The 18912-nt window shown below is 73.3% G+C and carries 20 protein-coding genes; 12 read left to right on the forward strand and 8 right to left on the reverse strand.

All coding sequences use genetic code 11. The annotated features are described in order from the left end of the window. Positions 1–48: 48 nt before the first annotated feature. From QFW77_RS06475 to phhA, 3 genes are all read right to left on the reverse strand, one after another. Positions 49–2172 carry a TonB-dependent receptor family protein gene (locus tag QFW77_RS06475; RefSeq protein WP_280573580.1) on the reverse strand — a complete coding sequence of 708 codons (2124 nt, stop codon included), beginning with the start codon at positions 2170–2172 and terminating at the stop codon, positions 49–51. Between the two features lie 224 nt (positions 2173–2396). Beyond that, entirely contained in the window at positions 2397–2795 is a 399-nt protein-coding gene (locus QFW77_RS06480; protein WP_280573581.1) for a hypothetical protein, read from the reverse strand. Further along, entirely contained in the window at positions 2788–3678 is an 891-nt protein-coding gene (gene phhA, locus QFW77_RS06485; RefSeq protein ID WP_280573582.1) for a phenylalanine 4-monooxygenase, read from the reverse strand. Before phhA ends, QFW77_RS06480 begins: the two co-directional genes overlap by 8 nt. Before the next feature lie 136 nt (positions 3679–3814). Between phhA and QFW77_RS06490 the strand changes: the two genes are divergently transcribed. From QFW77_RS06490 to QFW77_RS06520, 7 genes are all read left to right on the forward strand, one after another. Next, positions 3815–4279 carry an Lrp/AsnC family transcriptional regulator gene (locus QFW77_RS06490; RefSeq protein ID WP_280573689.1) on the forward strand — a complete coding sequence of 155 codons (465 nt, stop codon included), beginning with the start codon at positions 3815–3817 and terminating at the stop codon, positions 4277–4279. 61 nt (positions 4280–4340) lie between these two features. Further along, complete coding sequence (locus QFW77_RS06495; RefSeq protein ID WP_280573583.1) at positions 4341–4520, forward strand: hypothetical protein; 180 nt, start codon at positions 4341–4343, stop codon at positions 4518–4520. 64 nt (positions 4521–4584) lie between these two features. After that, positions 4585–4953 carry a nuclear transport factor 2 family protein gene (locus QFW77_RS06500; RefSeq protein ID WP_280573584.1) on the forward strand — a complete coding sequence of 123 codons (369 nt, stop codon included), beginning with the start codon at positions 4585–4587 and terminating at the stop codon, positions 4951–4953. Then, positions 4950–5366, forward strand: a complete 417-nt coding sequence (locus QFW77_RS06505; RefSeq protein WP_280573585.1) for a PaaI family thioesterase — start codon at positions 4950–4952, stop codon at positions 5364–5366. Before QFW77_RS06500 ends, QFW77_RS06505 begins: the two co-directional genes overlap by 4 nt. Beyond that, on the forward strand, positions 5363–6043 hold the full coding sequence (locus QFW77_RS06510) for a glutathione S-transferase family protein (RefSeq protein WP_280573586.1): 681 nt from the start codon (positions 5363–5365) through the stop codon (positions 6041–6043). The genes QFW77_RS06505 and QFW77_RS06510 overlap by 4 nt, the downstream gene beginning before the upstream one ends. Before the next feature lie 189 nt (positions 6044–6232). Next, positions 6233–7780 carry an FAD-dependent oxidoreductase gene (locus tag QFW77_RS06515; RefSeq protein WP_280573587.1) on the forward strand — a complete coding sequence of 516 codons (1548 nt, stop codon included), beginning with the start codon at positions 6233–6235 and terminating at the stop codon, positions 7778–7780. Continuing rightward, the gene (locus QFW77_RS06520) at positions 7777–8304 is read left to right on the forward strand and encodes a hypothetical protein (RefSeq protein WP_280573589.1); all 528 of its coding nucleotides are present in this window, start codon (positions 7777–7779) and stop codon (positions 8302–8304) included. The genes QFW77_RS06515 and QFW77_RS06520 overlap by 4 nt, the downstream gene beginning before the upstream one ends. Here the strand turns inward: QFW77_RS06520 and QFW77_RS06525 are convergent. After that, entirely contained in the window at positions 8192–8848 is a 657-nt protein-coding gene (locus QFW77_RS06525) for a hypothetical protein (protein ID WP_280573590.1), read from the reverse strand. The two genes, QFW77_RS06520 and QFW77_RS06525, sit on opposite strands and share 113 nt — an antisense overlap. On the opposite strand from QFW77_RS06525, the gene QFW77_RS06530 reads away from it, so the two are divergent. After that, positions 8774–10057, forward strand: coding sequence for an SDR family oxidoreductase (locus QFW77_RS06530; protein ID WP_280573591.1), 1284 nt, complete (start codon positions 8774–8776; stop codon positions 10055–10057). The two genes, QFW77_RS06525 and QFW77_RS06530, sit on opposite strands and share 75 nt — an antisense overlap. Next, positions 10045–10527, forward strand: coding sequence for a DUF2269 family protein (locus QFW77_RS06535; RefSeq protein ID WP_280573592.1), 483 nt, complete (start codon positions 10045–10047; stop codon positions 10525–10527). The genes QFW77_RS06530 and QFW77_RS06535 overlap by 13 nt, the downstream gene beginning before the upstream one ends. Before the next feature lie 66 nt (positions 10528–10593). Here the strand turns inward: QFW77_RS06535 and QFW77_RS06540 are convergent, their stop codons facing one another. The 3 genes from QFW77_RS06540 to QFW77_RS06550 form a co-directional block, all read right to left on the reverse strand. Continuing rightward, the gene (locus tag QFW77_RS06540; protein ID WP_280573593.1) at positions 10594–11658 is read right to left on the reverse strand and encodes a patatin-like phospholipase family protein; all 1065 of its coding nucleotides are present in this window, start codon (positions 11656–11658) and stop codon (positions 10594–10596) included. Positions 11659–11877: 219 nt separating this feature from the next. Beyond that, positions 11878–13587: a M28 family peptidase gene (locus QFW77_RS06545; RefSeq protein WP_280573595.1), complete on the reverse strand. Its 1710-nt coding sequence runs from the start codon at positions 13585–13587 to the stop codon at positions 11878–11880. Between the two features lie 2 nt (positions 13588–13589). Beyond that, on the reverse strand, positions 13590–14666 hold the full coding sequence (locus tag QFW77_RS06550) for a serine hydrolase domain-containing protein (protein ID WP_280573597.1): 1077 nt from the start codon (positions 14664–14666) through the stop codon (positions 13590–13592). Between the two features lie 174 nt (positions 14667–14840). Here QFW77_RS06550 and QFW77_RS06555 point away from each other — a divergent pair, with 174 nt between their 5' ends. The 3 genes from QFW77_RS06555 to QFW77_RS06565 are packed head-to-tail and all read left to right on the forward strand — an operon-like array spanning position 14841 to position 17861. Then, positions 14841–15575, forward strand: coding sequence for an ATP-binding cassette domain-containing protein (locus tag QFW77_RS06555; RefSeq protein WP_280573599.1), 735 nt, complete (start codon positions 14841–14843; stop codon positions 15573–15575). Beyond that, positions 15572–17062, forward strand: a complete 1491-nt coding sequence (locus QFW77_RS06560) for an ABC transporter permease/substrate-binding protein (RefSeq protein WP_280573602.1) — start codon at positions 15572–15574, stop codon at positions 17060–17062. The genes QFW77_RS06555 and QFW77_RS06560 overlap by 4 nt, the downstream gene beginning before the upstream one ends. Positions 17063–17096: 34 nt before the next feature. Further along, on the forward strand, positions 17097–17861 hold the full coding sequence (locus QFW77_RS06565; RefSeq protein WP_280573604.1) for a methyltransferase domain-containing protein: 765 nt from the start codon (positions 17097–17099) through the stop codon (positions 17859–17861). A 178-nt stretch (positions 17862–18039) separates the two neighbouring features. Here QFW77_RS06565 and QFW77_RS06570 read toward each other — a convergent pair whose 3' ends face one another. After that, positions 18040–18834, reverse strand: coding sequence for a rhomboid family intramembrane serine protease (locus tag QFW77_RS06570; RefSeq protein WP_280573606.1), 795 nt, complete (start codon positions 18832–18834; stop codon positions 18040–18042). Positions 18835–18912: the final 78 nt, after the last annotated feature.

Consider the following 18912-nt stretch of genomic DNA (forward strand, 5'->3'; position numbering starts at 1 on the left):
TGCGATGGACCGCCCTCCTTCGCGGGCGCGGCCACGCGCGGCGCGCCCTTAGCGCGCCCAGTCCCACTGCGCGCCCAGCAGCCAGGTGCGGCCGGCGCCGGGTTCGTAGAAACGGCCGTTGCCCTCGTTGACGATCACCGAGCCGACGTGGTCGCGGTCGAGCAGGTTGTCGATGCGCGCGAACAGGCGCAGCCCGCCATGGCGGCCGTCCCAGCGCCGTGCCGCCTCCAGGTGCAGCAGGCCGTACCCGGCGGCCGCTTCGCTGCCCAGATCGTTCACCACCACGTCGCCGGTCGCCTCGCCCTCGAATGCCGCGCTCCAGGCCGCGCCGCGCCACTGCAGGCGTGCGAACAGCTGCTGTTGCGGGACCCCGGGGATGCGTGCACCGGCGGCCACCTCGACATCCGGCACCGTACAGCCCACGCCCTGGCAGATCAGGTAGGCATCGCGGAACGTCGCGTCCAGCCGGGACCAGGCCAGCCGCAGATCCCAGGCCTCGCCGAGCGGCGTCGCCCACGCCGCTTCGATGCCCTGGCGCCGGGCGCTGCCGACGTTGCGGAAGCTGCTGCGGCCGGCGACGTTGCGCGCCACCGCCAGCTCGTCGTCGGTGTCGGCACGGAACAGCGCCGCCTCCAGCGTCGCCCCGTCCGCGCCGCGCCATTTCATTCCAAGCTCGAGGTTGTCGCTGACCGCCGGCCGCAACCCGAACGCCAGCCCGGCGCCGCCGTCGGCGCGGTACGACATCTCGTTGAAGGTCGGGGTCTCGAACCCGCGCCCGGCCGACAGGTACACGCGCACGTCGGCGCGCGGCGCGAAGCTCAGCCCTGCCACCGGCGCGGTGTGCGAGAACCGTACCCGGCCGCTGTCGTCGGGGTTGGCGCCGGTGACGTAGCGGTCGCGGGATGCGAAGGTCACCTCGCTGCGGCGCACGCCCGCCAGCAGCGACCAGCGCTCGGCGAAACGCCACCACGCCTGCGCGTAGAGGTCGGCGTTGTCGACGCGGTTGCGCTCGTCGCGCCGCAGTGCGCCGCGCACCCCGAGGGTCTCGCCGACGAAGTTCTCGTAGCCGCGGCGGCGCTGGCGCTGGCGGTCGAGGTTGCCGCCGACGGTCAGTTCCAGTGGACGCGCGGCCCCGCCCTGCCAGGACCAGCGCGCGTCCAGGCCGTCGTAGCGGTTGTCCAGGTCGATCACCCCGCCCGAGCTCAGCGGGTTGGCCTGCGCCCCGGGCGGGATCGGCAGCACCTGCACGACCTCGCGGCGGCCGCCGTAGGCCATCAGCCGCAGCGTGTGCGCCTCGCCGAGTCCGTGCTCGTAGGTGGCGCCGGCCTGGTCCTGGCGCACCGTCTTGCGGGTGTCGAACAGGTGCGCGTTGGCGACCGCCTGGCGCGGGTCGTCGCGCACCTGCTGCGCGCTGAGGCCGAGCGGATCGCGCGCCTCGGGCACGTCGACCCGGTTGAGCACCAGCTGCAGGCGCCGGCGCTCGCCGAGGTCGACACCGAGCCGCAGATTGGCGGTATCGCGCCGCGCCGCGCTGTGGTCGCGCCAGCCGCCGGTGTCGTAGCGCGAGAGTGCCAGGTTGTAGTCGACCCGTGCGCCGGCACCGAGCAGCTGCGCCGCCGCCGACCAGGTGTCGTCGCTGCCGGCGGCGACGCGGGCGCGCCAGGGATCGCCGGGCGCGCCCTCGGCGCTCCAGATCTGCACCACGCCGCCGGAGGAATTGCCGTGCAGCGCCGAGAACGGCCCGCGGATCACCTCGATGCGGTCGCCGCCGGCCAGGCTGAAGTGCGACAGCTGGCCCTGCCCGTCCGGCATCGATGCGGGAATCCCGTCGGCGTACAGCCGCACGCCGCGCACGCCGAAGGTGGAGCGGGCACCGAAGCCGCGGATCGACAGCTGGGTGTCCTGGGCCAGGTTCTGCCGGTCGCGCGCCAGCAGGCCCGGGACCCCGCGCAGCGCCTCGGAGACGTCGCCGCCAGCGCCGCTCGATTCGCCGCGCAGGGAAATCGTCGCGGTCGACGCCGGGGTCTCGAACGCGGGCACGCCGCGCAGGCGCGTCGCTTCCACCACCACCCGCTCCAGCGTCGGCGCTTCGGTGGCCGCATCGCGGCCGGGGGGATCCAGCACGGCGGCGCCGGCGGGCGACAGCGCGCAGGCCAGGCACAGGCTCAGCATCGATCGGGCATCGGACGGGGGCGCCACAGTGTGCACGCGGTGGCGTCGCCATTCCATCAAGGGCGGCGCCGGTGAACGCGCAGAGCGTGCCATGCACGCGAAAACCGGCGCGGTCGGCCGTGCGCGGGATCACCGCCCACCCGACCGGAACCACCCGCGGCCTTCGCGGCCATGGGCCGCTGCCACAAGAAAAAGCCGCGGCGCGGCGATTGCCCGTCCTCCTTTCAGAATCCGAACGAGCAGCGCTCGCGCACGTCGAGCGCGCCGGCCAGCAGCCACGCCAGCCCGAAGCACCCCGGCCCGGCCGCCACCGCCGCGATCGCCGCCTGGCGCAGCGCGACCGCGCCACGCCGCCGCGCCAGCGCCACCGCCGCGCCGCCCAGCGCCGCCAGCAGCGCCAGCGTCACCGGCCAGCCCAGCAGCGGCAGCACCACCAGCAGCAGCAGCGCCATGCCGAATGCACCCGAGGGATCGTGGCAGGCGGCCACGTAGTAGCCGGCGCACAGGCCGTAGAACGCCAGCGCGGCTACCAGCAGCAGCACCGCGAACCAGGCCGCCGCGGCCAGCGCTGTGCGCCGGCCCGGGGCCGCGCCCCGCGCCGGCTGTCCGGGCGCTTCAGACATCCGCGTCGGTCGGCCAGCCCTCGCCGGTGCCGCGCTGATAGACGTGGTCGCTGTCCAGCACCTTGCCGGCCGGCAGCGACTCCTGCCCGGCCAGGCGCGCGTAGATCGGGCCGAAGTCCGGCTCGGTGGCGCGCATCAGCTGCTCGAACCCGTCGATCACGAAATAGGTCTTCTGATAGCTGTCGATGCGGTAGCGGGTGCGCATGACCCGCTCGAGGTCGAAGCCGATGCGGTTGGGCGCCGCCGACTCCAGCGCGTAGATCGATTCGCCCTTGGAGGAGACGATGCCGGCGCCGAAGATGCGCAGCCCGTCGGCCTGCCGGATCAGCCCGAACTCCACCGTGTACCAGTACAGCCGGGTCAGGTGCTGCAGCGCATCGGCGCCGATGCCGTGCGCCTTCACCCCGCCCTTGCCGTAGGCCTGCATGTAGTCGGCGAACATCGGGTTCATCAGCAGCGGCACATGCCCGAACAGGTCGTGGAACAGGTCCGGCTCCTCGATGTAGTCGATCTGGTCGGGCCGGCGGATCCACCAGGTCACCGGGAAGCGGCGGTTGGCCAGGTGGTCGAAGAAGTCCAGTTCCGGCAGCAGCCCCTCCACGCCCATCAGGGTCCAGCCGGTGGCCGCCGACAGCACCCGGTTGAGCTCGGAAAACCTGGGAATGCGGTCCGGGGTCATGCCCATCGCGTCCTGCGCGGCCAGGAACTCGTCGCAGGCGCGGCCGGGCAGGATCTCGCGCTGGCGCGCGTAGAGCTTCGACCAGGTGTCGTGGTCGGCGGGGCTGTAGTCGTCCCAGGGCTGCTCGACGATGCCGGTGGCGTAGACCGGCACCTTGCCCTTGTCGGTCTGCAGGTTCTCCACCCGACGCGGCTGGCTGTTCATGGCGCTGTCCTCCGGGCTGCTCTCGGCCCTCGACTGTAGCGCCGTGGGCGCGCAACAGGGTTGCGTCGTTGCGTGAAATCCGGCCCTTGGCGCAATATCATTGCGTTGATCAGGTGAACAGGCGCATAAATTGCCAGTGCATGCCCTCGACCGCACCGACCTGCTGCTGCTCGCCGAGCTGCAGCGCGGCGCCCGGCTCACCAATGCCGAGCTGGCCGACCGGGTCCACCTCTCGCCCTCCGCATGCCTGCGCCGGGTGCAGCGGCTCGAGCGCGGCGGGGTGATCGCCGGGTACCGCGCCCAGGTCGACCCGGAGCGGGTGGGGCTGGGCCTGCAGGCCTTCGTGCGCGTGCAGCTGGAGAAGCACGACGCCGACCACGTCGAACGATTTACCGCCGCGGTGCACAGCTGGGACGAAGTGGTCGCCTGCCACGCGCTGACCGGCGACATGGACTATCTGCTGCACGTGATGGTGCAGGACCTCGAGCACTTCTCCCGCTTCCTGCTCGACCGCCTGCTCAACGCCAGCGGCGTGGCCGACGTCAATTCCAGTTTCGTGCTGCGCACGGTCAAGGCCTACGGCGGCGTGCCGCTCCCGTAGCCCGGCCGCACTGGGCACGCGCAGCATGCGATGCTGCTTGCCAGTGCGCCGTCGCACGGTGATGACGACCCGACACCGGTGGCAGGCCCCACCCCTGCACATCCACGTGCATCCGCGCAAGCTCGACGGCGTCCTGCAGGTCTATCCGCGCGCGCCGCCCACGCCGGGCAGGGACGTGCTGGAGCGCTACGCCGAAACGATCCGCGCGCAGCTTGAACGCGGCATGCCGCCCAACCAATAATCCTCCGCAGCGTGCGCGCCGGACGGCGGCGCGACGCGCCCCGCCACGAGCCGGAGATGGTCGGATGTCGCCGAAGCAGCTGGTCCAGGAGTGGGTGGCGCGTTTCAATCGCGCCGACATCGACGGCCTCGCCGCGCTCTACGCGGTGGCCGCGGTCAACCACCAGGTGGTGATGGAGCCGCTGCATGGGCGCGAGGCGATCCGGGCGATGTTCGCGACCGAGTTCGGCCGCGCCCGCATGACCTGCATCATCGAGCAGGTCTTCGAGGACGGCGACTGGGCGATCCTGGAGTGGCGCGACCCCACCGGGCTGCGCGGCTGCGGGTTCTTCCGGGTCCAGGGCGGCCAGATCGTGTTCCAGCGCGGCTACTTCGACCAGCTCAGCTTCTTCCGGCTGCAGGGTCTGCCTGTGCCGGAGCGCTATCTGGAATGAACCCGTCGCTGTTCGAGTTCGGCCGCCGGGTGCTGCGCGAGCAGCCGTTCAGCGTGCTGCTCGGCACCACCCTGGAGCTGTTCGAGCCGGGCAGGGCGGTGCTCGCGCTGCGCGTCCGCGACGAGCTGAGGCAGCAGCACGGATTCGTCCACGGCGGCGTGGTGGGCTACCTGGCGGACAACGCGTTGACCTATGCCGGGGGTTCGGTGCTCGGCGATTCGGTCACCTCCGAGTACAAGATCAACTATCTTCGCCCGGCGCTCGGCGAGCGCCTCCTCGCCCGCGCCGAGGTGCTCTCCTCCGGCAAGCGCCAGGCGGTGTGCCGCTGCGAGGTGTTCGCCGCCGGCGGCGGCGAGGAACGGCTGGTAGCGGTGGCGCAGGGCACGATCATCAAGGCGGAGCCGAAGACATGAGGCAGGCGTCGGCGCCTTCGGGGGATTCGGGCGCGTCGCCGCGCGCAACGGCGCCGGCCGGCGCGATCGGCATCGTCGGCCGATCCAGTTCGCACTTCACCCGGGTGACGCGGATCTTCGCCGCCGAACTGCGCGTCGAACACGACTTCGAGGTGGTCCCCGACCTGACGGCCACCGACGCCGCGGCCTTCGGCGGCAACCCGGCCTTGCGCCTGCCGGTGCTGCGCACGCCGGACGGGCCCTGGTTCGGGGCGATCAATATCTGTCGCGAGCTGTGGCGGCGCTCGGCGCAGCGCCCGGCCGTGGCCTGGCCCGAGGACCTGGACCGGCCGCTCGCGGCCAACGCCCAGGAACTGGTGCTGCAGGCGATGTCCACCGAGGTGGCGCTGATCATGGGCGGACTGGCGGGTGGCGGCCCGACCGCGCGGCAGACCAAGTTGCGCACCAGCCTGCTGGGCAGCCTGGCCTGGCTCGAGGCCAATGCCCCGCAAGCGCTGGCGCTGCAGCCGCCCGGCCGCGCGCTCGGCACGCTCGAGGTCACGCTGTACTGCCTGCTCGAGCACCTCGAGTTTCGCGAGGTGCTGCCGCTGGCGCCGTATCCGCGCCTGCGCGGGCTGCGCGACGAGTTCGGTGCGCGGCCGTCGGCCGCGGCGACAGCATATCGCTTCGACCGCTGATTCGACGGCGCAGCTGCCCTGGCGCCGGCTGGCCTGCATGGCCGCGGTCGATTCCATCCGACTTCCGCGGGCGCCAGAGCGCGCGGCATCACCGACCACTCACGATCCGCGCCGAATACTGCCGCCCACCACGGCCGCGGCGCCGGCACCCGGTTGCGCGCACGGCCCGGCACTCCCCCAGGAGGGACGATGACCACCGGCAATGCGCGCACCCTTCCGGTCTGGGACCGGCTGCCTGCCTTCGAACGCCGGCTCGCGGGCGACATGCCTGCCGAGCAGGTTCCGGACGTGCTGGTGATCGGTGCCGGCGTGGCCGGGATGACCACGGCGCTGCGCCTGGCGCAGGAAGGCCGCGAGGTGGTGGTGATCGACCGCGAGGGCCCGGGCGCCGGCGAAACCCTGCGCAGCACCGCGCACCTGGCCTCGGCGCTCGACGACCGCTTCTACCACCTGGCGCGCTGGCACGGCGCCGACGGCGCGCGCCAGGCCGCCGCCAGCCACGCCGCGGCGATCGACTGGGTCGAGCGGTTCGCGGCCGAAAACGGCGGCTGTGGATTCCGGCGCGTGCCTGGATACCTGTTCCCGCACGACGGCAACGACAGCCGCCTCCGCCGCGAGCTCGAGGCCGCGCGCGATGCAGGACTGGCCGTGGAACTGCTCGATGACGGCGTGCCCGGGGTGCCGGCGATGCGCCCGGCGCTGCGTTTCTCCGGCCAGGCCCGCATCGACATCGACGCCTACCTGGGCGCGCTGGTCGCGGCCGCGCAGGCCGCCGGGGTGCGCTGCTTCCGCGCCGAGGCGGTCGAAGTGAAGGGTGGCCAGCGGCCGGTGGCGCATCTGGCCGAGGGGGTGGCCCTGCATGCCGGGGCGATCGTGCTCGCCACCAACGTTCCCTTCCACGAGGCGGTCGCGATCCACACCAAGCAGGCCGCCTACCGCAGCTACGTGGTCGCCGCGAGCCTGCCGGCCGAAGCGGTGCCCGATGCGCTGTTCTGGGACGACGGCGATCCGTACCACTATGTGCGCCTGGTGGATGCGCGCGACGGCGGCGCTCCGCTGCTGATCGTCGGCGGTGCGGACCACAAGACCGGTCAGAACGAGGATCCGACCGCCTACGTGCGGCTGCAGGAGTGGACGCGGCAGATGTTCCCCGCGGTCACCGGCTTCAGCCATGGCTGGTCCGGCCAGGTCATCGAGCCCAACGACGGCCTGGCCTTCATCGGCCGCGATCCGGGAGGCGAGGACAACGTCTACATCGCCACCGGCGATTCCGGCAACGGCATCACCCACGGCACCCTCGCGGGGCTGCTGCTGACCGACCTGATCCTGGGGCGCGACAGTCCCTGGTCGGAACTCTACGACCCCAAGCGCAAGATGTTCCGCGGTGCCGGCGAATGGTTGCGCGAGAACGCGAACGTCGCCGCACAATATGCCGACTGGGTGGGCGCCGGGGACATCCACGCGCTCGACGAACTGGGACTTGGCGAAGGGGCGGTGATCCGCCACGGGATGCATCGGGTGGCGGTGTACCGCAACGGCGACGGCAAGCTGTGCAGCCATAGTGCGCGCTGCACCCACCTCGGCTGCGCGGTGCGCTGGAGCGCGGCGGAGAAGTCCTGGAACTGCCCCTGCCACGGTTCGCGCTTCGATGCGCAGAGCGGCGCGGTGCTCAACGGCCCGGCCAGCAGGCCGCTCGAGCCGTTCGACCCGGCCCGTCTGGATCCGGACCACCGGTGACCCCGGGGATGCTCTGGCTGGCGTGGGCCGGGTACCTGGCATGGCTGCTGGCCGGCACCGCGGACTTCCTCTGCCATCGCGCCACCGACCTGCCGCACACCTCCGGTCTCGGCGAGTCGGCGATGCATCTGCTGCAGCTCGGCCTGATCGGTACCGGGGTGTTCGCCCTGTTGCTGCTGGAGAGCGGCTGGGGCGTGTGGGCATTGCTGGGGCTGCTGGCGCTGGCGCATGCCGTCGTCGGCTACATCGACACCCGGCGCGCGTACGGGCGCCGCGAGATCCGGCCGCTAGAGCAGCACGTGCACAGCGTGCTCGACATGGCCCCGTGGATCGGGCTCGGACTGGTGATCGCCGCCAGCTGGTCCTCCGCGGCCGAGCCGGGCTGGGCCCTGCGGCTGCGCCAGCCGCCGCTCAGCGCGGCGGTGTGGGCGCTGGCGCTGGTGCCGCCGGCGCTGTTGTGCGGGGTGCCTGCGCTGCTGGAACTGCGTGCCGCGCTCGCCGCCCGGCGCCGCGCACCAGTCTGAGCAGGTCCTGCCGGAATGCGCGGTTGCCGAGGCACAAACCGATCGCGAAGGCACCGTAGGTGGCGGCCATCCCGGCCGCGCTCAGGTGCCGCTCGAATCCCGGCGTCAGCCGCCTCGGCACCACGTGGTAGTCCACCACGTAGGCCAGCGCGGCGGTCGCGGCGGCTCCGGCCGCAATCCGCGCCGCGTTGCCGCGGCGGCCGGCCGTCGCCTCGAAGCCGCAGGCCCAGAACACCGAGCTGGCGTGATGGATCGCGTATCCGGCGGCGGTGTGGCGCAGGCTGGGGGCATCGCGATAGCGTGCCGGCTCGCCCCAGATCCAGTGGCTGGTGGCGTTGCTGCCGCGCGCGGGCGCGCCGCCGTCGCGGCTGCACAGCCAGGACACGGTGAGCGTGGACAGGATGCTCGCCACCGACCCGGAGACCATCGCGCGCGCCGGCAACCCCGAAGCGCGCAGCCAGGTGTGGCGATGCGCATCCTGGTGACCGGCGCCACCGGCCTGATCGGTGCCGAACTGGTGGAGCGCCTGCTGCTGGCGGGTCATGCGGTGATCCCCGGTGCGAGAAGCCTGGAAGCGGTCCGCCGGCGCTGGCCGGCGCTGGAACCTCTGGAAATCGACTACGCCGCGCCGGACCCCGACACCTGGACCCGCGCGCTGCAGGGCGTCGATGCGGTGGTCAACGCGGTCGGCATCTTCCGGGAGCAGCATAGCCAGCACTTCGCCGCGCTCCATGTGAAGGGGCCGGCGGCGCTGTTCGCGGCCGCGGCAGCCGCGGGGGTCGGGCGCATCGTGCAGATCTCGGCGCTCGGCGCCGACCCGGCCGCCGCCACCGGGTACCTGGCGTCGAAGGGCCGCGCCGATGCCGCCCTGGCGGCGCTGCCGGTCGAGGCGGTCGTGGTGCGGCCCTCGCTGGTGTTCGCGCCTGCCGGCGCCAGCACCCGCTGGTTCGCGCGGCTGGCGGCGCTGCCGCTCACCCCGCTGCCTGGCGGCGGGCGGCAGCCCGTCCAGCCGCTGCACCTGGACGACCTGGCCGCGCTGGTGCTGCGTGTGCTGGAGATGCCCTCGCCGCCGCCGGTGGTCGACGCGGTCGGCCCGCAGGCGCTGACCCTGCGCGACTACCTGTTGGAGTTCAAGCGCGGCCTGGGCCTTGCGCGCGGCTTCCTGCCGGTGCCCGCGGCGCTCGCGCGCCTCGGCGCCGCTCTGGCGGCGCGCCTGCCCGGCAGCCTGGTGACCCCGGATTCGCTGCAGATGCTGGAGGCCGGCAGCGTGGCCGACGCGGCGCCGGTCACGCGGCTGCTGGGGCGGCCGCCCAGGCCGCCAGCGCGGTTCTTCGACCCGGCCGCGCAGCTGCGGCTCGGCGCCGGCGCGAGGCTGCAGTGGCTGGTGCCGCTGCTGCGCTACGCGATGGCGGCGATGTGGATCGGTACCGCGCTGGTGTCCGCGTTCGTGTTTCCCGTCGCCGAGAGCCTGGCGCTGCTGGCGCGGACCGGTCTGACCGGCAGCGCGGCGCAGGCGGCGCTCCATGGCGCGGCCGCACTCGATCTGCTGCTGGGGATCGCGCTGTTCGTCCCGCGCTGGCGGACCTGGGCCTACCGGGCGCAGATCGCGCTGGTCGCCGGCTACACCCTGATCATCAGCGTGTTCCTGCCCGAATACTGGGCGCACCCGTACGGGCCGGTGCTGAAGAATCTGCCGCTGCTGGCGGTGCTGGTCGCGCTGCACGAACTGGACCGCCCGCGATGGACTACCTGATCGTCAAGTACCTGCACGTGCTGTCGTCGACGTTCCTGTTCGGCACCGGCGTCGGCACCGCGTTCTACCTGTTCTTCATCAGCCGCACGCGCGATGCCCGCGTGGTGGCGGTGGTGGCCCGCTACGTGGTGATCGCCGACTGGCTGTTCACCGCCACCACCATCGTGTTCCAGCCCCTGAGCGGGCTGTACCTGGCGCGGCGCATGGGCATCCCGCTCACCACGCCTTGGCTGTACTGGTCGATCGTGCTGTTCCTGATCGCCGCGCTGTGCTGGCTGCCGGTTGTGTGGCTGCAGATGCGGCTGCGCGATATCGCGGCCGAGGCCGCCGCGCGCGGGGTGCCGCTGCCGCGCCGCTACGACGCCACGCTCGGCATCTGGGCCGCGCTTGGCGTCCCGGCGCTGTTCTCCTTTCTGATCGTGTTCTGGCTGATGGTGGCCAGGCCGCCGCTGGCGTTCCTCGCAGGCTGACCGCCGACACGACACGGTGGTCGGGTACCGGCGCGGCCGTGTGCCGCGCCTCCCCGGGTCGCCGCACTAGAGCCGAGGCGTTGCGCCCGAGTCCGGTTCGCATCCGTCGCCGTCGCGGAACGGGTTTAGCGCCTGCAGCCAGCCGCGCTCGCAGGCGGCGTCCTCGGGCGCGTCAGGTCGTGGCGCCGGCCGCGGCGCCAGCGCAGCGGCGCGCTGCCGCTCGAACTCCGCGATCCGGGCGCGGATCCGCGGCAGCGCCGCCAGCGCGGCGCGTTCGCCCTGCAGGATCGCGGCGCTGCGCCGGGTGAAGTCGGCCGGGCCGATGTCGTTGACCTCGGGGCGGATCACCACGTCGGCGCGGGCCAGCTCCTCGGCGCCCAGGCGCTGGCCCATGATCGCGATCGACTGGTTGACGATCCCGAGCATGTCCTGCGGCGCGCTGCCGGTGGCCTTGTTGGAGATGTCCACGGCGATCACCAGGTCGGCGCCGAGCTGGCGCGCGGCGTCCACCGGCACCGGGCTGACGATGCCGCCGTCGACATAGCTGTGGCCGCCGATCACCGCCGGTTCGAACACCCCGGGCACGCTGCTCGATGCGCGCACCGCCTGGCCGGTGTTGCCGCGGGTGAACACCACCCGCGCGCCGCTGTCCAGGCGCGTGGCCACCGCCGCGAACGGCCGCTGCAGCCGCTCGATCGGGCGCGCGCCGAGCTGGGCGTTGACGTGATCCTGCAGCTTGCGGCCCTGGATCAGCCCGCCGGAGAACAGGCGCACGTCGCGGATGCTCGCCTCGTCCAGCGCCACCGCATGCTCCTGCAGCGCGAACGGATCCATGCCGCCGGCGTACAGCGCACCGACCACGCTGCCGGCGCTGGTGCCGGCCACCACCGCCGGCTCGATGCCATTGGCCTCGAGCATCTTGATCACGCCGATGTGGGCGAACCCCTTGGCGGCGCCGCCGCCCAGCGCCAGCCCGATCCGCGGCGGCGGTGGTGCGGGTGACGGCACCGCGGGTGCTGCGGGGGCGGGTGGCGGGGTGGGACGGGCATCGCGGCCGCCGCAGGCGGCCAGCAGCGCGGCCAGCGCCAGCAGCCAGATCGGGCGCAGCAGGGGGCGGCGGGCGACGGACATCGACGACGGGCTCGGCGGAAGCGGCCGGCCAGCATAGCGGCCGCCACCTTGATCCCGGGCTGAACGATGGTGGGGCCGGGCCTGTGCGGGGCGGCCCGCACGCACCGCTGTGGGAGGCGACGGCTGTCGCGATGCCCGCGCCCGCCGGCAGACACGCCGCGACCGATCCCCGTCCCGCCGGTCCCGCGGCCGCCGCCGCGCCCCGGGTCGACGGCCGGCCTACTCCGGCGCCGCCGCGCCGCCGAAGCGTTCGCCGAAGAAGTCGCCCGCGTTCCAGCGCGGGCGCTCCGGGTCGTTGCCGACCACCGTGGCCAGGCCCGCGCTCAGCCGCGCCAGCCGCGCCGCGTCGTCGTACTGGATCGGCTGGCTGGCGTCGTCGCAGGGCTGGTGGTAGCAGTTGCGCAGGAAGTAGGCGAGGGCGAGCTTGGGGTCGCGCTCGCCGTCGGCCGAGGTGGTGCCGCCGTCGAGATAGAGCGCGGGGATCCCGGCGCGCACGAAGGCGTAGTGGTCGCTGCGCACGAACACCACTTCCTCCGGGAACGCGTCCGGCGACAGTTCCACGCCCAGGTCGGCCGCCGCGGTCTCGACCGCCGCGCCCAGCGACGAATGCTCGCTGCCGATCGCCACCACGTCGGTGCTCGGCGCCATCAGCACCGGCATGTCGAGATTGATGTTGGCCACCAGACCGGCCCGTGGGACCGTGGGGTGGGTCACGAACCACTGCGCGCCGAGCAGGCCCTGCTCCTCGCCGGTGAGGGCGACGAACAGCTGGCTGCGGCGCGGCGCGGATTCGGCGGCCACCAGGGTGCGCGCGGCCTCGAGCATGATCGACACGCCCAGCGCATTGTCCAGGGCGCCGTTGTTGATGGTGTCGCCCTCGGCATCGGCCGGTCCGAACCCGACATGGTCGAGGTGCGCGGTGTGCACCACGTGTTCGGCGGCGAGTTCAGGATCGCTGCCGGGCAGCCTGGCCACCACGTTGCGCGACTCGATCGCCTCGTGGCGGGTGCGGCCGGCCAGGTGCAGCACCCCGGGCAGTTCGAAGCCGCGCAGGGTGCCGGCGCGGGCCGCGTCGAACAGCTCGGCGGCGCTGCGCGCCTGGTCGGCGAAGATGAAGTCGGCGGCGGCCACGCCCACCGCCGCGATCGCCTGCAGCTGCGGGAACCCGTCGATCACGGCGCCGTCTTCGCGGCGCAGGCGCATCGCCGGCTTGTCCCAGCCGGCGCGCACCCGCGCCCAGGGCAGCCGCGCCTCGGATTGCGGGGTGGAAACGAACACCACGCCGGCCGCGCCCCGCGCTGCCAGCGCGTGCAGCTTCTCGCGCTGCGCCGAGTGGTAGGCGCGCAGGTGCGGCGCGAACGTCTCCGGGGTGCCGGGCAGCACCACGGCGATGCGGCCGCGCAGCTCCAGGCCCTCGAAGTCGTCGTGGCCGACCTCGGGTGCGTGGATGGCGTGGCCGACGAAGACCGCCGGCGCCGCCAGCGCATGCGCCGGCGCGTTGAAGTTGGCCCATGGCAGGAAGTGCTCGCCGAAGCGCAGCTCGATGGTGCGGCCGCCGCGCTCCACCGCCAGCCGCGCGCCCTCCTGCTCCACCGTGGCCTTGAGCAGCGGCACGCGCTGGTAGTAGCCGCCGTCCTCGCCGGCCGGCGCCAGCCCCGCGTCGGCGAACCGCGCCGCCACGTAGGAGGCGGCCAGTTCGTAGCCGCGGCTGCCGGTCTCGCGGCCTTCCATGGCATCGTCCGCCAGCCGCCGCAGGTCGGCCTCGATGCGCTGCGCGGCGGGGTCGGACGACTGCGCCACCGCGTCGGCCATCGGCGCGCCGGCATCAGGGCCGGCGGGCGCCCCATCGGGCCGCGTGCAGCGCCACAGGGCGAGGCAGACCGCGGCCAGCGCGACCAGGGCGAGAACGATGCGCAGCGTTCGGGACATGCTCAATCGGTTCCGGGCGCGAGCCACAGGTCCGCGATCGCGCGCGCGGTCCGGTAGGGCTCGGGGTGGTTGCGGTTGCTCAGCACGATCACGGTGAGGCGCTGGCGCGGATGGCGCAGGATGACGTTGCGGAAGCCGATGGTCTCACCGGAGTGCCACAGCATGTCGCCCGCCAGGCGCCAGCCGTAGCCGTAGGCGTCGACGTCGTCCTCGCCGGTGTCGCCGTCGGTCTGCGCGGCGAACGCGAGCGCGCGCGAAGCGCCGGACAGCAGGCGCTCGTCGTACAGCGCCGCGTCCCACCTGGCCAGGTCGTCGATCGAGCTGTAGATGCCGCCGTCGCCGAGCACCGCGCTGGTCGGGCTCTGGTCGGTGCGGCGCCAGGCGCCGTCGACCAGGCTGTGGCCGTAGGCGCGCCGCGCCACGCTGGACACCCCGTCCTCGAACGCCACCGTGCCGTCCATCCCCAGCGGGGCGAAGATGCGCGCGTGCAGGAAGGCGGCGAAATCCTGTCCGGAGGCCTTGCCGACCACCAGCGCGAGCAGCGCATAGGCGCTGTTGCTGTAGCGGTAGCGGGTGCCGGGCGGGAAATACAGCCTGTCGTGCTGCTCCAGCAGCGCCAGCACGTCGGCGTCGCGCAGCTGCGCGGCGGGGTGCTCCGGCATCGCCTCCTCGTAGTCGATCAGCCCCGAGGTGTGGCTGAGCAGGTGGTGCAGGGTGACCGGATCGGCGGCATCGGGCAGGGTCGGCAGCCAGCGGCGCACCGGATCGTCCAGGCGCAGGCGGCCGTCCTCGGCCAGCAGCAGGATCGCCGCGGCGGTGAACTGCTTGGTCAGCGACGCCAGGCGAAAGTTGGTGGCCGGCGCGACCGGCGCGCCGGTCTCCAGATCGGCCACGCCGTAGCCGCGGCGGACCACCGCTTCGCCATCGTGGAGGACCAGCACCGCGGCACCGGGGACGGCGCCGCCGTAGTCGTGCATCAGCCGGTCGATCCGTTCCACGCGTTCCTCCATCGTCCCTCCCCGCGCCGCGCCGGCGCCGAGCAGCAGGATGCATGCAGCGATGGCGGCGAAAGCGCGCATCGACCGATTCTAATCCAGTGCGCCGCACTCCACCGTCTCCCGATCCAGCGCCCTTTGCCTCCCTTGCCCCCGCGCCGCGCCGCGCCGGGCCGGGGCCGGTGAACTGCCGCCGAGCGCAGAGGCGGTGGCGTCGCCGGCTCCGGGCCGCGCACGCGGCTGCGTTAAGGTGGCGGGATGTTCGAGCTCCGCCATGTCAGCCGGCGCTACGGCAGCAGCGTCGCGCTCGAGGACGTCGACCTGCGCATCGCGGCCGGCCGCAGCACCGCGCTGATCGGGCCCAGCGGCGCCGGCAAGTCCACCGTGCTGCGCATGCTGATCGGCCTGGAATGGCCGGATGCGGGCACCGTGCTGTTCCGCGGCGAGCCGCTGCAGCGCGCGCGCCTGCTCGAGCAGCGGCGGCGGATCGGCTACGTGATCCAGGAGGGCGGGCTGTTCCCGCATCTGACCGCCGCCGGCAACGCGGCATTGCTGGCGCGCACGCTCGGCTGGACCGGCGCGCGCATCGACGCGCGCGTGCGCGAACTGGCCGAACTCTGCCAGCTGCCCGGCGACGCATTGCGGCGCTACCCGGCGGAGCTGTCCGGCGGCCAGCGCCAGCGCGTCGGCCTGATCCGCGCGCTGATGCTCGATCCCGAGGTGCTGCTGCTGGACGAGCCGCTGGGCGCGCTCGATCCGATCGTCCGCCATGAGCTGCAGGCGCAGATGCGCGAGCTGTTCGCCGCGCTGGGCAAGACCGTGGTGCTGGTGACCCACGACGTCGCCGAGGCGGCGTACCTGGCCGACACCCTGGTGCTGCTGCGCGGCGGCCGGGTGATCCAGCAGGGGCCGGCGCGGGCGCTGCTGCAGGCGCCGGCCGAGCCGTTCGTGCGTGCGTTCATGACCGCCCAGCGCAGCCTGGAGGCGCCATGACCCGGCGCCTGCTCGCGCTGCTGCTGTTGTGCTGCATCGCCGCCACCGGATGGGCGCAGCAGCCCGATGCCTCGGGCGCACGGGTGGCGGTCGGCTCGAAGAGCTTCACCGAATCGGTGGTGCTCGGCGAGATCGCCGCCGGCCTGGGCCGGCAAAGCGGCACTGCGGTGCGGCATCGCCGCCAGCTCGGCGGCACCCGCATCGTGTGGCGCGCGCTGCTGGGGGGAGAGATCGACGCCTATCCGGAATACACCGGCACCCTGGCGCAGGAGCTGCTGCGGATGCCCGGGGCCGACCTCGACGCCTTGCGCGCCGAGCTGGCCCGCCGCGGCATCCGCATGACCGCGCCGCTCGGGTTCGACAACAGCTACGCGCTGGGCATGCGTGCCGCGCACGCGCAGGAACTGGGGATCCGCGGCATCGCCGACCTGCGCGACCATCCCACGCTGCGCTTCGGCTTCGGCAACGAGTTCATGCAGCGCGCCGACGGCTGGCCGGGGCTGCGCGCCGCCTACCGCCTGCCGCAGGACGCCAACGGGCTCGACCACGACCTGGCCTACCGCGGCCTGGCCAGCGGCGCGATCGACGTCACCGACCTGTACCGCACCGATGCCGAGATCCCGTACTACGACATCGCCGTGCTGGAGGACGGGCGCGGCCATTTTCCGTCGTACCAGGCGGTGTTCCTGTATCGCGAGGACCTGGCGGAACGCGCCCCGGAATGGGTCGCGGCGCTGGAGGGGCTGGCCGGGCGCCTGGATGCGGAGACGATGCGGCGCCTCAACGCGCGGGTGAAGCTGGACCGCGAAGCCGAGTCTGCGGTCGCCGCCGACTGGCTCGGCATCGACGCGCCGCAGGCGGCCGGGCGCTGGCCGCGGCTGTGGCAGCGCACCCGCGAGCACCTCGCCCTGGTGGGCATCTCGCTGGGCCTGGCGCTGCTGGTGGCGCTGCCGCTCGGGGTGCTGGCGGCGCGCCGGCCGCGCCTCGGCCAGGGGGTGCTCACCTTCACCGGGCTGCTGCAGACGCTGCCCTCGCTGGCGGTGTTCGTCTTCATGATCCCGCTGTTCGGCATCGGCGCGTGGCCTGCGATCGCAGCACTGTTCCTGTACAGTCTGTTGCCCATCGTTCGCAACACCCACGCCGGGCTGACCGGCATCCCGCGCGACCTGCGCGAGACCGCGGCCGCGATCGGCCTGCGGCCGACGACGCGGCTGTGGCGGATCGAGCTGCCGCTGGCGCTGCGCACCATCCTGGCGGGGATCAAGACCGCCGCCGTGATCAACGTCGGCACCGCCACGCTCGGCGCGCTGATCGGCGCAGGCGGCTACGGCCAGTCGATCCTCGCCGGCATCCGGCTGGACGACATCGGCCTGATCCTGGAGGGCGCGGTGCCGGCGGCGCTGCTGGCGCTGGCCGCGCAGGGGGCGTTCGAACTGGTCGAGCGCGCGCTGACCCCGCGCGGGCTGCGCCTGGCGGCGCGGCGCTGATCCGGCCACCGCACATCGAAGACGAGGAACCCGCATGACGAAGATCCCGCGCCACCGCATCCGCCTGCCGCAGCTCGATTTCAGCCGCGAACGCGAGAGCGACGTCTACTTCGTCCTCGACCACGAGGACGGCCGCGCCGAGCACGTCCGCTTCCACGACTACGACCGGATCTACAGCCTGCCCGGGCTGTACGAGCAGATCTTCTACGAGCGGCTGAAGTGCGATTCGCCGCGCTTCCTCGCCATGCGCATGCGCGAAGTGCTGGCCGCCGCCGGCGACGATCTCAACCGCCAGCGCGTGCTCGACTTCGGCGCCGGCAACGGGATGATGGGCGAGGAGCTGGCGCACTACGGCGTCTCGCGCCTGGTCGGCGCCGACATCTCCGTGGCCGCGAAGGATGCGCTGTGGCGCGACCGCCCCGGCATCTACGACGCCTACTACGTCGGCGACCTCAGCCGCCACGACGATGCGCTGATGGAGCAGCTCGGCGGCTGGGATTTCAACTGCCTCACCACCATCGCCGCGCTCGGCTACGACGACATCCCGGTGGCGGCGTTCCACCGCGCCTTCAACCTGATCGCCGACGGCGGCTGGATCGCGTTCAACATCAAGGAGACCTTCCTCGGTCAGTCCGACGAGAGCGGACTTGCGCTGTTCATCAAGCGCCTGGTCGCCGGCGAGTTCCTGCAGCTCTACCACCTGGAGCGGTACCGCCACCGCATCTCGATCGAGGGCAATCCGCTGCACTACTGCGCGGTGATCGGCCGCAAGCTCGCGGCGATGCCCGACAGCCCCTGAGCCGCGCGATCGGGGCCGACTCGCGTCCGGCTCGGACGCGGCTCGAACGCGACGGGTGCACGGTAGGAGCGGCCCACGGCCGCGAAGGCCGCGCGGGGCTCCGTTCCGGTTGGCGGTGATCCCCGGCGTGGCCGACGCGCCGGTTTTCGCGTGCATGGCACGCGCCTGCGGCGACGGCCTACGGGTCGTCGCGCTCGCCGCGGCTCCGGGGGAATTCCAGCACCGTGCCGCGCGGCTCCGGCTCGCGGCGCCAGAGCACCGGCACCTCGCGCGGCGACGGCGGCTCGAACGTCTCGTCGAGGTCGGCGGCGTGTTCGCGGGCCAGCGCCTCCTCTTCCTCGATCTCCCAGCTGTAGCGCCGCCGCGGCGGCTGCGGATCGCTGCGCCGGAACAGCCACGCGGCCAGCACCCCGCCGAGCGCGCCGCCCAGGTGCGACTGCCAGGACACGCCGGGCTCCTGCGGCAGGATCGTCAGCAACATGCCGCCGTAGAACAGGAACGCGATCATGCCCGCGGCGATCGACGGGCGGTCGCGCCGCAGCAGGCCGAGCACGAACACCAGGAACATCAGCCCGTGGGTCACGCCGCTGGCGCCGAGGTGGAAAGAGCCGGCATCGCCCAGCAGCCACGCGCCCAGGCCCGAGCCCAGCCACATCAGCGGCAGCGCGCGCAGTGTGGCGCGTGGATACACCGCCAGCGCCAGCGTGCCCAGCAGCAGCAGCGCGGTCGCGTTCGCCACCAGGTGCTCGGGCGAGCCGTGCAGCAGCGGCGCGGTGAACAGCCCCGGCAGCCCGGCCAGCACGCGCGGCTCGACCGCGAACGCGCGGTAGTCGCCCAGCCCTTGCAGGCCGAACACGATCACCAGCGCCAGCACGAACACCACGCTGCCCTTGGCGGCCGAAGCCAAGCGTCGCTTGTCGGCGGCGCGCTGGGCCTCGGGGTCGAGCGGATCGTCGGGCGAGGGCAGGTACATCGCTCGGAAGTGGCGGCTGTTTGCGCGGATGCAAGGGCGTGCGCCGGTGGGCGGGCGCCGGCAGGGCCGCGCCCGCTC

Source organism: Luteimonas endophytica, assembly GCF_029887875.1.
Lineage (GTDB): Bacteria > Pseudomonadota > Gammaproteobacteria > Xanthomonadales > Xanthomonadaceae > Luteimonas > Luteimonas endophytica.

What these genes read in the sequence shown, in the direction of transcription:
- QFW77_RS06475 (WP_280573580.1), bottom strand. Translation starts at nt 2,172, where the DNA reads ATGCTGAGCCTGTGCCTGGCCTGCGCGCTGTCGCCCGCCGGCGCCGCC.
- QFW77_RS06480 (WP_280573581.1), bottom strand. Translation starts at nt 2,795, where the DNA reads ATGTCTGAAGCGCCCGGACAGCCGGCGCGGGGCGCGGCCCCGGGCCGG.
- phhA (WP_280573582.1), bottom strand. Translation starts at nt 3,678, where the DNA reads ATGAACAGCCAGCCGCGTCGGGTGGAGAACCTGCAGACCGACAAGGGC.
- QFW77_RS06495 (WP_280573583.1), top strand. Translation starts at nt 4,341, where the DNA reads ATGACGACCCGACACCGGTGGCAGGCCCCACCCCTGCACATCCACGTG.
- QFW77_RS06500 (WP_280573584.1), top strand. Translation starts at nt 4,585, where the DNA reads ATGTCGCCGAAGCAGCTGGTCCAGGAGTGGGTGGCGCGTTTCAATCGC.
- QFW77_RS06505 (WP_280573585.1), top strand. Translation starts at nt 4,950, where the DNA reads ATGAACCCGTCGCTGTTCGAGTTCGGCCGCCGGGTGCTGCGCGAGCAG.
- QFW77_RS06510 (WP_280573586.1), top strand. Translation starts at nt 5,363, where the DNA reads ATGAGGCAGGCGTCGGCGCCTTCGGGGGATTCGGGCGCGTCGCCGCGC.
- QFW77_RS06515 (WP_280573587.1), top strand. Translation starts at nt 6,233, where the DNA reads ATGACCACCGGCAATGCGCGCACCCTTCCGGTCTGGGACCGGCTGCCT.
- QFW77_RS06530 (WP_280573591.1), top strand. Translation starts at nt 8,774, where the DNA reads ATGCGCATCCTGGTGACCGGCGCCACCGGCCTGATCGGTGCCGAACTG.
- QFW77_RS06525 (WP_280573590.1), bottom strand. Translation starts at nt 8,848, where the DNA reads ATGACCCGCCAGCAGCAGGCGCTCCACCAGTTCGGCACCGATCAGGCC.
- QFW77_RS06535 (WP_280573592.1), top strand. Translation starts at nt 10,045, where the DNA reads ATGGACTACCTGATCGTCAAGTACCTGCACGTGCTGTCGTCGACGTTC.
- QFW77_RS06540 (WP_280573593.1), bottom strand. Translation starts at nt 11,658, where the DNA reads ATGTCCGTCGCCCGCCGCCCCCTGCTGCGCCCGATCTGGCTGCTGGCG.
- QFW77_RS06545 (WP_280573595.1), bottom strand. Translation starts at nt 13,587, where the DNA reads ATGTCCCGAACGCTGCGCATCGTTCTCGCCCTGGTCGCGCTGGCCGCG.
- QFW77_RS06550 (WP_280573597.1), bottom strand. Translation starts at nt 14,666, where the DNA reads ATGCGCGCTTTCGCCGCCATCGCTGCATGCATCCTGCTGCTCGGCGCC.
- QFW77_RS06555 (WP_280573599.1), top strand. Translation starts at nt 14,841, where the DNA reads ATGTTCGAGCTCCGCCATGTCAGCCGGCGCTACGGCAGCAGCGTCGCG.
- QFW77_RS06560 (WP_280573602.1), top strand. Translation starts at nt 15,572, where the DNA reads ATGACCCGGCGCCTGCTCGCGCTGCTGCTGTTGTGCTGCATCGCCGCC.
- QFW77_RS06565 (WP_280573604.1), top strand. Translation starts at nt 17,097, where the DNA reads ATGACGAAGATCCCGCGCCACCGCATCCGCCTGCCGCAGCTCGATTTC.
- QFW77_RS06570 (WP_280573606.1), bottom strand. Translation starts at nt 18,834, where the DNA reads ATGTACCTGCCCTCGCCCGACGATCCGCTCGACCCCGAGGCCCAGCGC.